Genomic DNA, 14,047 nt, shown 5'->3' with positions numbered 1-14,047 from the left:
TGTCACGCGGTCGCTCTCCTCACGGGCGCGGGTCCCGGACCGCGGACCGAACATGCGCACCTGCGGCCACACCGATCGGTTTCCCCTCCTGTCGTGCCGAGGTAATCTCGCGGTATGGCCACATCGCAGAAGGCGTCCCCCCGCGACCGGCTGCTCGACGCCGCCGCCCGGCTCTCCTACCGCGAGGGCGTCTCCATCGGCATCGAGGCCCTGTGCCGGGCTGCGGGCGTGTCCAAGCGGTCGATGTACCAGCTGTTCGACAGCAAGGAAGCGATGCTCGCCGCCAGCCTGGAACGCGGCATCCCGTGGTACGAGGCCCGCTTCACCCACCCCGCGGCCCAGGCCGCGAGCCCCCGCGAGCGGATCCTGTACGTCTTCGAACAGCTGGAACGGGCTTCGGAGGACACCGGATACCACGGCTGCCCCTACCTGGCCGTGCTGGTCGAGCTGAAAAACCCGGAGCACCCGGCGAGCAAGGTCGCCCGCGCGGTCAAGGAACGCCTGGCGGCGGCCTTCCGCGACGAGGCCGCCCGGGGTGGCGCCCGCGACCCCGAACTGCTCGCCCGCCAGCTCCTGCTGGTCTTCGACGGCGCCAGCGCCCGGGCCGGCGCCGGAGTGGAGCGACTGGCCGACGGTCTCGCCACGGCGACGGCGACCGCCCTGCTGGACGCGGCCGGCGTGGGCCCGACCGGCACCGCCTAGGGTCTTTCGTTCGGATCGGGCCGGATCAGGGAGCGGTGCCAGGGCCCGCGAGCCCGGCATGATCCGAACGAGAGGCCCTGGGTGTGCCGTCCCGGGACGTTGGTGACACGCGTGCTGGGCGCTTGTACACGGGAGGGCCCGCCTTCCCGGGTTCGGTGTGCCGCAGGCCGCGTGCTGAAGGCGACGTTGGACGGCCGGCCGGGTCGCAGGAGCGACCGGATGCTGCGGTGGCCACGTCCGCCGCCGGACGGTCGTCACACCGCGGCGGTTCGTCCCCGTCGGTGCTGTGCGGCAACTGAGTGAAGTAAGGGGGCGTCTCGGAACCTGCTTCGGAGAAAGGAACTTCTTTCGGTTGAGAGTTGACATCGGCGCCCTGCTGAAAGGAAATCTGTGGGATCTTTCGTTCGTACCCTCACGGTCATCGCGTTTGCCCTCGGCGTACCGGGAATCGGTGCCGGTGCTGCTACGGCAGACTCCGGATCCGAACATGCCCCGGTCATCATCCAGTGCAACAATCCGACGAGCATCTCCGTCGTCGATGCGTCCGGCGGGGACGCGCTGCTCAGTCAGTTGATCTCCCTCCTCGGTACCACAGTGGGCGCGAACTCGCCCATCAGCGGCGGTCCCGCGAACAGCGGTGGCAACGCCGCCGTGGTCGGCACGGGTGCCGGGGGAGAAGCTGGCTCCACCTCCTCTCAGTCGGCGAACAACAATCGATGTGGCACCAGTTCGGATGTCGACGCCAGCACGCGTATCGACAACAGTCGGCGCTAGACCGACGGCCGCCGCGGCCTGCTCGGAATTCCCGCAACCGCGGCCACTCGATCAGGCTCGCCTTGTCGGGCGCTGATCGCAGTGGCCGCGCTGCCGCTGAGCCGTCCGGAGGGGGCCCGGCCCGCGGCGGAGTCCTGGACACCGGCTGCGGTGAGCAGGAACCGGCTGTCGTCAACCGCGGCGTTGCTCGTCCTCGTCGGTGCTGTGCGGCAACTGAGTGAAGTAGGGGGGCGTCCCGGAACCTGCTTCGGGGAAAGCAACTCACTTCGGTCAAGAGTTGACATCGGCGCCCTACCGAAAGGAAACCAGTGAGATCTTTCGTTCGTACCCTCACGGTCATCGCGTTTGCCCTCGGCGTACCGGGAATCGGTGCCGGTGCTGCTACGGCAGACTCCGGATCCGAACATGCCCCGGTCATCATCCAGTGCAACAACCCGACGAGCATCTCCGCCGTCGATGCGTCCGGCGGGGACGCGCTGCTCAGTCAGTTGATCTCCCTCCTCGGTACCACAGCGGGCGCGAACTCGCCCGTCAGCGGTCCTACGAACAACGGCGGGAACGCCAGCGCGGTCGACACAGGCGCCGGGGGCGAGGTTACTTCCAGCTCCTCGCAGTCGGCGAACAGCAACCGATGTGGCACCAGTTCGGATGTCGACGCCAGCACGCGCGTCGACAACAGCCGGCGCTGACACCGACGGCCGCCGCTGCCTGCTTCGAATTCCCGCGACCGCGGCCACTCGGTCACGCATCGCCCCGCCGCAACGGCATGGTGCGGTGCTCCCGTGCCGAACCGTCCGCGCCGTCGCTGTCCACGCCGCACCGGGCGATCAACCGGGATCTGACCCGCGGTGAGCGGGCCGGGTTGAAGGCCGAGGCCGCGGCACGGCGCGCCCGCGGGCGTGTTCGGCAAGCGGCCGCCCTCCCACCCCCACCGCGAGGTGGGAGGGACCACAGCATCTGCCCGTCGAGGTGGACCTTGACCGCGAGCTGGTCACCGCCAGGGTGACCTGGTCCTTCGATGCACGACCAGCGCCATCCCCGGTGCCGCGGCAACGGCGCACGCCCCGAGCCGGGACGCGTTCTCCGCTGCCTTGCGGATGGCCCTGGCCCGCGACGATGCCCTGCTCTCCGCGGTCGGCGGGCTCCCGGACCGGGTGCGGGTCGACCGCGGCGACCAGTTCCTGTGCCGGACGGTCACCACCGCACTCGGCGACTTCGCCGTGCCCGTGCTCGACCTGCCCGCCGCCGCCCCGCGCACCAGCACCCCCTGCCTGTGTCAACATGCCTTTGCTGTGCGCGAGCTCGTCAGCCCAGCAGCACCACTTCCAGCGTGCGCGGGCCGTGCACGCCCTCCACCCGGTCCAGTTCGATGTCACTGGTCGCCGACGGGCCGGAGATCCACGTCAGCGGACGGGTCGGGTCGAGGCGTTCCAGGGCGCGGGGAACGGACGCGACGACCTGATCGGGGACGCGGACGACACAGATGTGGTGGTCCGGGACGAGCGAGACGCGCCGCCGGCCCTGGTCCGGGGAGCCGTCGAGCACGATCGTGCCGGTCTCGGCGATCGCCAGGGCGCAGCCAGTCACCACGCTGTCCACCCGGTCCAGCCGGTGCGCCGTGCTCACCGCCCGGTCGGGCAGGCGCGCGGCGCCGGTCGCCGACAGCCACTCCGGTGGCAGCCCGGGCGGCACCAGCACCTCCCGCGCGCCCCGCTCGTCCAGCAGCCGCGCCACCAGGTCCGGCAGTTCCCCCTCGGCGCAGCGGTGCACGGTCGCCCGGTAGTCGGCCAGGTTCTCCGCGAGCAGTTCCACCGTCCGCTCGGCGGTCCGCCGCCCGTGCTCGCGCAGGTATCGCCGGGGCACGGCCTCCTCGTACGGCCGCTCGTCCGGCGGGACGTCGGCGAGGGCGCGCCGGACCCGGCCGAGGACGCGTTCCCTGCTGTTCACTCGGCGCCGTCCTTCCCGCCACGGGTGCGCTGCCACCAGTCCCGGAAGGGTTCCGCCGGTACGGCCGGCAGGTCCCGGGTGCCGCTCCAGGCCCGCCCCGGGCCCGGCAGCGTGCGAGGGGCCAGCCCGCGGGTGCGGGAGGCGAGCCGCTGGCCGGCGCGGAGGGCGCCGGGGCGGGCGAAGGCCCAGCGCGCGGCCCGCATCGCCGCCCGCTCGGCCGCGTGTCCCCGGGCCGGTTGGAGGACGACCCGGTTGCCCCGCCGTACCGCCGGGCCGCCCTCCACGACCCGTTCCCGCAGGTGCACCAGCACCTCGGGGATGTCGATGGCGACCGGGCACACCTCGTAGCAGGCCCCGCACAGACTCGACGCGAACGGCAGCGAGGCGTCGATGTCGCTGCCCGTGCCGCGCAGCTGGGGGCTGAGGATGGCGCCGATCGGCCCCGGATAGACCGAGCCGTAGGCGTGTCCGCCGGCCCGCTCGTACACCGGGCACACGTTCAGGCAGGCCGAGCAGCGGATGCAGGCGAGCGCCTGGCGGCCCACCTCGTCGGCGAGGGTGTCGGTGCGGCCGTTGTCCAGCAGCACGAGGTGGAAGGCGCGCGGCCCGTCCTCGTCGGTGGTGCCGGTCCACATGCTGGTGTACGGGTTCATGCGCTCGGCGGTGGAGGAGCGGGGGAGCGTCTGGAGGAAGACCTCCAGGTCCCGCCAGGTGGGCACCACCTTCTCGATGCCGACGACCGAGATCAGCGTCTCCGGCAGGGTCAGGCACATCCGCCCGTTGCCCTCGGACTCGACCACGACGAGGGTGCCGGTCTCGGCGACCATGAAGTTGGCGCCGGAGATGCCGACCTTGGCCCGCAGGAACTTCTCCCGCAGGTGCAGCCGCGCCGCCTCCGCGAGTTCGGCGGGCGTGTCCGTCAGACCCTCCGGGGCCGGGCGGCCCCACGCGCCCATCTCGCGCACGAAGACGTCCCGGATCTCGGCCCGGTTGCGGTGGATGGCCGGCACCAGGATGTGCGAGGGCCGGTCCCTGCCCAACTGCACGATCAGCTCGGCGAGATCGGTCTCGTAGGCGCGGACGCCCGCGGCCTCCAGGGCCTCGTTGAGCCCGATCTCCTGCGTGGCCATCGACTTGACCTTGACGACCTCCGACTCGCCGGTCTCCTTCACCAGCCGGGTCACGACGGCGTTGGCCTCGTCCGCGTCGGCGGCCCAGTGGACCGTGCCGCCGGCCGCGGTGACCGCCTCCTCCAACCGCACGAGGTGGCGGTCCAGATGGCGCAGCGTGTGCTCCTTGATGCGGCGGCCCGCCTCCCGCAGCTCCGCCCAGTCGGACAACTCGCCCACCGCCCGGGCGCGTCTGGCCCGGATGGTGTGCGTCGCGTGCCGCAGGTTCTCCCGCAGCACCGGATCGCGCACCGCCCGCCGCGCGGCCTCCGGGAACGCGGGCATACCGATGAATGTCGCGCTCACGCGGCCGGTTCCTCCTCCGTACTCGCCAGGATCTCCGCGATGTGCACCGGCCGCAGCCCCGTCCGCAGCCGGCTCAGCATGCCGCCGAGGTGCATCAGACAGGAGTTGTCGGCGGCGCACAGCACCTCTGCGCCCGTCGCCTCGGCGTTGCGGATCTTGTCCGCGCCCATCGCCGCCGACACGTCGGGGTTCTTCACCGCGAACGTGCCGCCGAAGCCGCAGCACTCGTCCGCGCCGGGCAGCTCGGCCAGTTCCAGTCCCCGGACGGCCGTCAGCAGCCGCCGGGGCCGGTCGCCGAGACCGAGGCCGCGCAGACCGTGGCAGGTGGGGTGGTAGGTGACCTTGTGCGGGTAGTACGCCCCCACGTCCGTCACGCCGAGCACGTCCACCAGGAACTCCGTCAGCTCGTACGTCCTCGGCACCACCGGCGCCAGTGTCCGCGCCAGCGCGTCACCGCGTTCCTCGGCCCGTGCCCGCTCACCCAGCCGTGGATACAGCTCCCGGACCATCGCCCCGCACGACCCGGACGGGGTCACGATCGCCTCGTACCCGCCGAACACCTCGGCGAAGTGCCGGGCGAGGGGTTCCGCCTGGTGCCGGTAGCCGGTGTTGTAGTGGGCCTGTCCGCAGCACGTCTGACCGGTCGGGAAGTCGACGTCGACGCCGAGCCGGTTCAGCAGCCGCACCACGGCCCGGCCGGTGTCCGGGTAGAGCGTGTCGTTGACACAGGTCAGGAACAGGGCGACACGCATCGCGCTCTCCTCGGTGACATCGTCGGACCCAAGCAGGGTAGTGCGCCGACGGGCACCCGGGCGCGGCGGCGCGGGGCAGTGGGCGCTCCCGGGCATGGGAAGTCCGCTCGCCGAGGACCGGAGGGGAGACGGACAGCCGGGCCGGGAGCCGACGGCGCGGGGGGCCCGGCGCCGCTGGCCCGTCTCGCCGACACGGCCCGCGTTGAACGGTCGTTCAGTGACAAACCATGATCCGGGGGGTCGGCTCCGGCGCCCGCATGTGCTGAACTGGGACGCGTCCGTCCCATCCGTCCCGGGAGACCCGTTGAGCCTCAGCTACCGCCAGCCCGGTGTCGTCCTCACCGACCGTCACTTCACCGTGCCCCTCGACCACGCCGATCCGGGCGGGGAGACCATCGAGCTGTACGCCCGTGAGGTGGTGGCGAGCGAGAAGGCCGGGCAGGACCTGCCCTGGCTGCTGTACCTCCAGGGCGGTCCCGGCTTCGGGGCGAATCGTTTCGTCGGACGGCAGGCCTGGCTCGGCCGGGCGCTGGAGGAGTACCGCGTCCTCCTGCTCGACCAGCGCGGCACCGGCCGCTCCACGCCCGCCACCCGGCAGACGCTGCCGCTGCGCGGCGGCCCCGCCGAACAGGCCGATCACCTCGCCCGGTTCCGCGCCGACTCGATCGTCCGTGACTGCGAGGCCATCCGCCCCCAGGTCACCGGCGGCGCCCCCTGGACCGTGCTCGGCCAGAGCTTCGGCGGCTTCTGCACGGTGACCTACCTCTCGCTGGCACCCGAGGGCGTCGACACCGCGATCGTCACCGGCGGCCTGCCCTCCCTGCACGCCCACGCCGACGACGTCTACCGGGCCGCCTACCCGCGCGTCGAGCGCAAGGTCGCCGCGCACTACGCCCGCTACCCGCAGGACGTCGAGCGGGCCCGCCGGATCGCCGACCACCTCCTCGGCCACGACGTCGTCCTGCCGGGCGGCTACCGCCTCACCGTGGAGGCCTTCCAGTCCCTCGGCCTGATGCTCGGCACGAGCGACGGCAGCCACCGTCTGCACCACCTGCTGGAGGACGCCTTCGTGCGCACCCCGGCGGGCCACGAGCTGTCCGACGCCTTCCAGGAGCAGGCGCGGGCCCTGCTGTCGTTCGCCGGCCACCCCCTGTACGCCCTCGTCCACGAGGCGACCTACGGCCAGGACTCCCGCCCCACCGCCTGGGCCGCCGAACGCGTCCGCGCGGAGTTCCCGCAGTTCGACGCGGCCAAGGCGCTCGCCGGCGACGCCCCCGTCCTCTTCACCGGCGAGACGATCCACCCCTGGATGTTCGACACCGACCCGGCGTTGCGCCCCCTGCGCGAGACCGCCGAACTGCTCGCGGCCCGCACCGACTGGGGTCCGCTGTACGACCCCGCCCGCCTCGCCGTCAACGAGGTACCGGTGGCCGCCGCCGTCTACCACGACGACATGTACGTCGACACCGCGCACGCGCTGGAGACGGCCGCCGCGATCCGCGGCCTGCGTCCCTGGGTCACCAACGAGTACGAGCACGACGGCCTGCGCGTCGGCGCCCCGCACGTCCTGGACCGGCTGCTGGCCCTCGCCCGCGACGAGGCGTGACGGGACTTCGCCCGCCGGGGCCCGCCACGCCTGGGAACGGCGCGCGGAATCGGGTATTCCCCCGGCGGGCCCCGGAGTTATTTCACTGCGCAACTAATTGGGGCGATTCGGGTACATGGTAGGTTCACAGAAACCCGAAAGCATCGCCGAGCAGTGAATTATGGAGTGCGTTCCCATGTCCGGCGTCACCGTCTCGGTCATCATCGCGGCCTATGACGCGATGCCGTATCTGACACGTTGCGTCACCTCGGTCGCCGAGCAGAGTATCGGCCGCGAACGGCTCGAGATCATCGTCGTGGACGACGGCTCGACGGACGGCACGGCGGCCGAACTGGACCGCCTGGCCGCCGTCCACCCGGGTCTGCTGCGCGTCTTCCACCAGGAGAACTCCGGCGGTCCGTCCGTGCCGCGCAACACCGGGCTCGACCACGCCACCGGCACGTTCGTGTTCTTCCTGGACGCCGACGACCATCTCGGCCCTGAGGCGCTGGAACGCATGGTGGCGACGGCCGAGGAGAACGGCACCGACATCGTGCTCGGCAAGATGGTCGGGGTAGGCGGACGCGGGGCGCCCACATCGATGTTCCGGCGAAACCAGCCGCGCACGGACGTGTTCTCCTCCCGCGTGTACTGGACGCTGAATCCGATGAAACTGTTCCGGCGGGAGCTGCTGGAGCGGCTGGGGCTGCGTTTCCCCACCGATCTGGCCATCGGTGAGGACCAGTTGTTCGTCGGCGCCGCCTATCTGCACGCCTCCGGTGTCTCCGTGGTCGCCGACTACGACTGCCTGTACTGGGTGTTGCGCGAGGACGAGGGCAACATCACCCGCCGGCTCAAGGGCTCCGGACTCCGGCTCCGGTTCCTGCCCCGCATGGTCGACCTGATCCTGGACAACGTCCCGGCCGGTCCCGGCCGCGACCACCTGGCACACCGGCACCTGACCGTGGAGGTCCAGCAGCTGCTCGCCGACCAGCTCGTCCACGAGCCGCGCGAGACGCAGGAGAAGATGCTGGACCAGCTCGCCGACATCATCGAGCCGCTGTGGCACGAGGGGATGAACGGACGGCTGTCGGCCATGGCCCGGCTGCGGCTGCACCTCGTACGCCACCGCATGCTCGACGAGGTGCTGGAGCTGGTGGAGTTCGAGGAACGGCTCGCCAGGTCCGGGGCGGCCACCCCCGTCCTCGTGGACGGCGGCCGGGCCCTGGCCCGCTACCCGTTCCTGCGCGACCCCGTCCGGGCCGTCCCCGACCTCTGCTACGACGTCACCGACCAGCTGGGGGTCCGCCACCACGTCACCCGTGCCGAGACGGACGGCGGCACGCTCCGCCTGGCCGGCCACGGCTACGTGCACCGCGTGGAGACCCGGGACGTCACCACCGAGCTGGTCCTGCGCGAGCGCGACAGCGGCACCGAGTACCGGCTGCCCGTCACCCGCACGGCCACCCCCGGGCTCGGCGCCCAGGACGACGAGGGCCGGTACGACTACGGCCTCGCCGGGTTCGAGGCCACCGTCGACGTCGCCACCGCCGCCGACGGCGGGCCGCTCGCCGACGGACTGTGGGACATCTCCCTCGCGGTCGGCGCCCAGGGCCTCACCAAGGAGGTCCGCATCGGTTCCAGGCGCGCCGAGGGAGTCTCCGGCGCCGCCGCCACGCGGGTCGTCGCCACCCCGGCGGGGCTGCGCGCCGTGACCCTCTACACCACCAGGCCGCACGGCAACTTCACGCTGGACCTGGGCGAGACCAAACACCGGGTGCGGCCCCTCCTGCGCCCCGCCGGTGACGTCCGGTGGAGCGACGGGACGCCCGCCGCGCTGCTGTGCGGCGGACGCTGCGAGCTGGCCGAGCACCCGCCGGACGCCCTGGTGCTGGCGCTGACGGATGACAGCGGCACGACCGTCGAGTTCCCGGTCCGGCAGACCGCCGCGCCCGGGGCCTTCCACGTGACCGTGCCCGTCGGGACCCTTCCGGCCGGTGTCTGGTCGGGCGAACTCCGGCTGGGGCCGTGGGCGGTACCGCTGCCGGCGCTCCCCGCGGACCTGCCGCCCGCCAAGTGGTGGCGCCGGGCCCTGCCCTGGTACGCCCGTCCGGCCGCCGGGTCCCCGGAGCACTTCGCCCTCCGGGTCGCCCGGACCGACCTCGTCAAGGGGCTCGCCCGGCGCCTGCGCTGACCGCCCCCGTCCGGCCGTCGCGCGGGGCGCGGCGGCCGCGGACCGGGCGTCCCGCGCAGGTCAGTAGGGTGTGTGTCATGTCCGATCAGATAGCTGCCGCCCCGGAGCTGCGCGGGGACTGCGCGCGCTGTTTCGGGCTGTGCTGTGTCGCCCTGCCCTTCGCCCGCTCCGCCGACTTCGCGCTGGACAAGCCGGCCGGGACCCCCTGCCCGAACCTCGGCGGGGACCACCGCTGCGGGATCCACACCGAGCTGCGCCCACGGGGCTTCACCGGCTGCACGGTGTACGACTGCTTCGGCGCCGGGCAGAAGGTCTCCCAGGTCACCTTCGGCGGACAGGACTGGCGCGGCGCCTCCCCGGAGCGGGCCCGCCGCATGTTCGACGCGTTCCCGGTCGTCCGGCAGCTCCACGAACTGCTGTGGTACCTGACGGAGGCGCTCGGCCTGCCCGCCGCCGCCCCCGTCCACCCCGGGCTGCGGGAGGCCCTGGAGGAGACCGAGCGGCTCACCCGGGGGACCCCTGAGGAGCTGGCCGCGCTGGACGTGGCCGCGCACCGGCAGGACGTCAACGCGCTGCTGCTGCGCACCAGTGAGCTGGTCCGGGCCGGCGCCGCGGTCGGCGGCAGGGGGAAGAAGAAGGGCGGGGGCAGGGACCGGCGGGGCGCGGACCTCATCGGCGCCCGGCTGCGGGGCGCCGACCTGCGCGGGACGAGCCTGCGCGGCGCCTGTCTCATCGCCGCCGACCTCACCGGCGCCGACCTGCGCGCCGCCGACCTGATCGGTGCCGACCTGCGGGACGCCGACCTGACCGACGCGGACCTCACCGGCGCCTTCTTCCTCACCCAGCCGCAGGTCGACGCGGCCCGGGGCAGCGTCGGCACCCGGCTGCCGGCGTCAGTCCGCCGGCCGGCGCACTGGACACCGGCCGCCTGATCCGGCCCCCTCGGGAGCCGTGGCCGGCACCCGGGCGCCGGTCACCGGACAGCCGGCGTCCGCCTCGGGGGACCCGCCGGACGGCTCCGCGACGGCCCCGGCCGCGCGCGCGGACGCCGCGCGCCGCCGCTCCAGCCGCAGCCGCAGCCCTTCAGGCATCAGCGTCAGGCGCTCGGTGACGGTCAGCCGGTAGCCGGGGTCGACGTGCAGTTCGTAGCGGCGCAGCAGCAGGCCGAGGACCAGCGTCGCCTCATGCAGCGCGAACTGGCGCCCGATGCAGGCCCGCGCGCCGGTGCCGAACGGCTTGAAGGTGTGCGGCGGCCTGGCCCGTACGGCGGCGGCCTCGAAGCGGTCCGGGTCGAACCGCTCGGCGTCCTCGCCCCATACCTGCGGCGCGCGGTGCAGCATCGGCGTCAGCACCAGCGCCCACCCGCCCCGGCGCACGGGGTGGTCCCCGGCGAGGACCGTGTCCCGGCGGGCCTCCCGGGCGAAGGCCGGTGCGGTCGGCCACAGCCGCAGCGACTCGTCCAGCACCCGGCGGACGTAGCGGAGCTTGGCCACCTGGTCGTAGCGGGGCCGGTCGACGTCGCCCCAGACGCGGTCCACCTCGGCGCGGGCCCGGGCGGCGACCTCCGGGTGCCGGGCGAGGTGGTACAGGGCGAAGGAGAGCGCGCCCGAGGTGGTCTCGTGGCCCGCGACCAGGAACGTGATCACCTGCCGGCGGACGTTCTCGGCGGACAGTTTCTCCCCGGTCACCGGGTGCGCCGTCGCGAGCATGCGGTCCAGCAGGTCCCCTTCCCCGCCCCCGGACCTGCGGCGCTCGGCGACCAGGGCGTCCACCGTCCGGTCGAGGTAGGCCATGTCGGCCGCGTTGCGCCGGGTGGCCGCGCGCAGCAGCAGCGGGGCCAGCGGACCGGGCACGCTGTTCAGCCGCTGTGCGTGGCTGAGCGTGCCCACCATCGCCGTGACGAAGGGGTGCGGCCGGTCGCGTTCGAAGGAGCCGAAGTCGTGCCCGAAGCCGGTGCGGGCGATCGTCTCCAGGGTCAGCCGGGTCATGTCCCCGGGCGCGTCGACCGTGTGCCCGTCCGCGAGCCGCCGGTCCCAGTGGTCGGTGAGCCGCCCGGCGACGGCCAGCATCATGCCGTGGTAGCCCTCCATGGCCTCCCGGCCGAAGCCGGGTGCCAGGACGTCGTGCGCCAGCTGCCAGTTCGGCTCGTGGTTGTAGGCGGTGAACAGCCCGTCGCCGGCCACCGGCCGCAGGTTGGCGACGCCGAGGCCCACGTGCTTGGCGAACCGGGTCTCGTCGGCGAGGTCGGCGACGAGATCTGGCCCCCAGACGAAGACGAACTCCTTGCCGAAGGCCCGGCGCCGGAAGACCGGTCCCAGTTCGCGGGCGAAACGCATCGAGTCCTGGACCGGCCGGCGCCGGTCGACACCGAGCACGTCGCCGAGCAGCGGCAGCCGGCGCGGGGGATGCGGAATGCGGCGCAGCTCGGGCCAGCCCTGCTCGGCGCCCCGGAACCCCTTCGGCAGCCCGCTCTCGGTCGTCTCCGCCATGACGCGATCTCCCTTGATCCAGCGGACGGTCGATGCTGTGACGCACACGTGTTGTACGTGGGTTCAATAACGCTTCCAGTGTGGTGCTCTTGTTGAACCGGCGTCAAGTAAAGTGACGCCATGCCCGCGAACCAGGGGGAACGCGCCCGGCGCCGCCTCAGCACCGAGGAGCGCCGTGAGCAGCTGCTGTCCGTCGGCGCGAGGCTGTTCTCGGAGAGCCCCTACGACGAGGTGCGCATCGAGCGCGTCGCCGAGATCGCCGGGGTCTCCCGCGGGCTCCTGTACCACTACTTCCCGAACAAGCGGGACTTCTTCGCCGCCGTCGTGGAGCGGGAGAGCGCGCGGATGCTGCGCATGACCGCGGCCGTCCCCGGCGTGCCGGTGCGTGAGCAGCTCGCCGCCGGCCTCGACACCTACCTCGGCTACGTGGAGGCCCACGCCCACGGCTTCCGCGCCTTCCACCGCGCCGACGCGGCCGGCGACCAGGCCGTGCGCCGCGTCTACCAGCGGGCGCTGGCCGCGCAGGAGAAGCAGATCCTGGCCGCGCTCGCCGCCGATCCCGAGTTCGGGCCCGCGCGGGAGGCGGAACCCCAGGTGCGGCTGGCCGTGCGCGGCTGGCTCGCCTTCACCACCGCCGTCTGCCTGGAGTGGCTGCGCGGTGAGGGGGAACCGACCCGGGACCAGGTGCGCGACCTGTGCGCCCGCGCTCTGCTGGGCGTCCTCGCCTGATCCCCGGCCCGGCGCTACAGCGGCAGCGCGCAGACGGCGAGGGGTGAGGGGAACGCGGCGCCCGTGGAGCGCAGGCCACCGCCGTCCTCCATGTGGAAGACGGTGACCGTGCCGGAGCGCTGGTTCGCCGCGAACAGCAGCCGGCCGTCCGGGGAGAACGCGATCTGCCGCGGGAAGTCCCCGCCCACCGGCACCGTGCCGAGCAGCCGCAGCCGGGCCCCGTCGTCCTCGACGGCGTACCGGGCGAGACTGTTGTGACCCCGGTTGGCGAGGAACGCGTACCGGCCGTCGGCCGTCACCAGGAACTGCGCCGGGTAGTTGGTGCCGCCGTCGGCGCCCGTCGGCTGCGGCTCGCCGACGCTCAGCCGGCCCGACCCCGGGTCGTAGGAACAGACGGTGACGGTGTCGTCCACCTCGTTGGCCAGGTAGGCGTACCGGCCGCCGGGGTGGAAGGCGAGGTGGCGCGGTCCCGCGCCGGGCCTGGTGTACGCCTGCGCCACCTCCGTGAGCGTGCCCCTCGCCGGGTCGAGCCGGTAGGTGTAGACGGTGTCGGTGCCGAGGTCGACGGCGAGGACGTGGCCGCCGTCGGGGCTGGTCACGACCTGGTGGGCGTGCGGGCCCGTCTGGCCGGGGCCGGGGCGCGGGGAGGAGTGCGTGACCAGCCCGGTCCGCGCGCCCAGCGCGCCGGAGGCGTCGACCGGGTGCACGGCGACGCTCCCCGAGCCGTAGTTGGCGCTGAACAGCCAGCGGCCGCCGGGGTGGACCGACAGGTGGCAGGGGGCGGCGCCGCCGGTGCTCCGGGTGCCGAGCACCCGCCGGTCCCGCAGGCGTACGGCGGTCACCCCACCGTCCTGCCGCTCGTCCACCGCGTACAGCGTGCGGCCGTCCGGGTGCACGGTGAGGTACGAGGGGTCGGGCACCCCGGTGAGCGTGCCCGAGCCGGTGATCAGCCCCGACTTCGCGTCGTACGAGGCGAGTCCGATGCCGGTGCCGCCGCCGTCGGCGGAGGTGTAGGTGCCCACGTACAGCGGGCGGGGGCCCGAAGGTTCCCCGGGCGGCACCGGGGCGGCGGCCCGCTCGCGCGGGGCGCCCCGGCCGTCCGCCGGTGGGGCCGCCGGGGAGGGCACCGCCACCACGGCCGCCGTGCCGGCCGCGGCTCCCACGAACCGGCGTCTGCTCCAGCCGCCCCCGTGCCCACCGTCGTTCCCGGCCGGGGGAGAACCCCGCCGCGCCGCCCGTGCCTCCGTGTCCATGCCGCACCCCAGGTCGTCGGTCTCCCGTTCGTGACAAGTCACCTTGACCCCCACCCGCCCCCAAGGGCAAGACCGGCAACGGGCGTTGCGTGTGGTGCAACGCACGCGGGGGAGGGGCGGAGTTCGGTGCCGACGGTCTCACGAGTG

The 14,047-nt window shown here is 73.5% G+C and carries 12 protein-coding genes; 7 read left to right on the top strand and 5 right to left on the bottom strand.

What is annotated here, in order from left to right; all coding sequences use genetic code 11:
- The first annotated feature begins 114 nt into the window (after nt 1-114).
- The 3 genes from ACIQVT_RS04505 to ACIQVT_RS04495 all read left to right on the top strand — a co-directional run bounded on the left by ACIQVT_RS04505 (nt 115) and on the right by ACIQVT_RS04495 (nt 2,165).
- Nucleotides 115-702 (top strand): TetR/AcrR family transcriptional regulator, encoded by a 588-nt coding sequence (locus ACIQVT_RS04505; RefSeq protein ID WP_403747310.1) that lies wholly within the window; start codon nt 115-117, stop codon nt 700-702.
- A 390-nt stretch (nt 703-1,092) separates the two neighbouring features.
- Nucleotides 1,093-1,476, top strand: a complete 384-nt coding sequence (locus ACIQVT_RS04500; protein ID WP_403747308.1) for a hypothetical protein — start codon at nt 1,093-1,095, stop codon at nt 1,474-1,476.
- Nucleotides 1,477-1,784: 308 nt separating this feature from the next.
- A complete protein-coding gene (locus ACIQVT_RS04495; RefSeq protein ID WP_403747305.1) occupies nt 1,785-2,165 on the top strand; it encodes a hypothetical protein in 381 nt (126 codons plus the stop codon).
- Nucleotides 2,166-2,781: 616 nt separating this feature from the next.
- Here the strand turns inward: ACIQVT_RS04495 and ACIQVT_RS04490 are convergent.
- The 3 genes from ACIQVT_RS04490 to ACIQVT_RS04480 are packed head-to-tail and all read right to left on the bottom strand — an operon-like array spanning nt 2,782 to nt 5,650.
- Nucleotides 2,782-3,423: a lactate utilization protein C gene (locus tag ACIQVT_RS04490; protein ID WP_403747301.1), complete on the bottom strand. Its 642-nt coding sequence runs from the start codon at nt 3,421-3,423 to the stop codon at nt 2,782-2,784.
- Nucleotides 3,420-4,898 (bottom strand): lactate utilization protein B, encoded by a 1,479-nt coding sequence (locus ACIQVT_RS04485; protein WP_403747299.1) that lies wholly within the window; start codon nt 4,896-4,898, stop codon nt 3,420-3,422. Before ACIQVT_RS04485 ends, ACIQVT_RS04490 begins: the two co-directional genes overlap by 4 nt.
- Entirely contained in the window at nt 4,895-5,650 is a 756-nt protein-coding gene (locus tag ACIQVT_RS04480; RefSeq protein ID WP_403747296.1) for a (Fe-S)-binding protein, read from the bottom strand. Before ACIQVT_RS04480 ends, ACIQVT_RS04485 begins: the two co-directional genes overlap by 4 nt.
- A gap of 304 nt (nt 5,651-5,954) precedes the next feature.
- Here ACIQVT_RS04480 and ACIQVT_RS04475 point away from each other — a divergent pair, with 304 nt between their 5' ends.
- The 3 genes from ACIQVT_RS04475 to ACIQVT_RS04465 all read left to right on the top strand — a co-directional run bounded on the left by ACIQVT_RS04475 (nt 5,955) and on the right by ACIQVT_RS04465 (nt 10,361).
- Nucleotides 5,955-7,256 carry an alpha/beta fold hydrolase gene (locus tag ACIQVT_RS04475; protein WP_403747294.1) on the top strand — a complete coding sequence of 434 codons (1,302 nt, stop codon included), beginning with the start codon at nt 5,955-5,957 and terminating at the stop codon, nt 7,254-7,256.
- Nucleotides 7,257-7,431: 175 nt separating this feature from the next.
- Nucleotides 7,432-9,429 (top strand): glycosyltransferase, encoded by a 1,998-nt coding sequence (locus tag ACIQVT_RS04470; RefSeq protein WP_403747291.1) that lies wholly within the window; start codon nt 7,432-7,434, stop codon nt 9,427-9,429.
- Between the two features lie 77 nt (nt 9,430-9,506).
- Nucleotides 9,507-10,361 carry a pentapeptide repeat-containing protein gene (locus ACIQVT_RS04465; RefSeq protein WP_403747289.1) on the top strand — a complete coding sequence of 285 codons (855 nt, stop codon included), beginning with the start codon at nt 9,507-9,509 and terminating at the stop codon, nt 10,359-10,361.
- Here ACIQVT_RS04465 and ACIQVT_RS04460 read toward each other — a convergent pair.
- Nucleotides 10,323-11,918, bottom strand: coding sequence for a cytochrome P450 (locus ACIQVT_RS04460; RefSeq protein WP_403747287.1), 1,596 nt, complete (start codon nt 11,916-11,918; stop codon nt 10,323-10,325). The two genes, ACIQVT_RS04465 and ACIQVT_RS04460, sit on opposite strands and share 39 nt — an antisense overlap.
- A 120-nt stretch (nt 11,919-12,038) precedes the next feature.
- Here ACIQVT_RS04460 and ACIQVT_RS04455 point away from each other — a divergent pair, with 120 nt between their 5' ends.
- Complete coding sequence (locus ACIQVT_RS04455; protein WP_403747285.1) at nt 12,039-12,647, top strand: TetR/AcrR family transcriptional regulator; 609 nt, start codon at nt 12,039-12,041, stop codon at nt 12,645-12,647.
- Between the two features lie 14 nt (nt 12,648-12,661).
- On the opposite strand, the gene ACIQVT_RS04450 is transcribed toward ACIQVT_RS04455, so the two are convergent.
- Nucleotides 12,662-13,900 carry a lactonase family protein gene (locus ACIQVT_RS04450; protein ID WP_403747283.1) on the bottom strand — a complete coding sequence of 413 codons (1,239 nt, stop codon included), beginning with the start codon at nt 13,898-13,900 and terminating at the stop codon, nt 12,662-12,664.
- Nucleotides 13,901-14,047 lie beyond the last annotated feature (147 nt).

Origin of the sequence: Streptomyces sp. NPDC100445, from assembly GCF_044759735.1 — a bacterium.
Taxonomy (GTDB): Bacteria; Actinomycetota; Actinomycetes; order Streptomycetales; family Streptomycetaceae; genus Streptomyces.
Note: the sequence above shows the minus strand (reverse complement) of the source record. Positions and strands in the feature narration are given on the sequence as shown.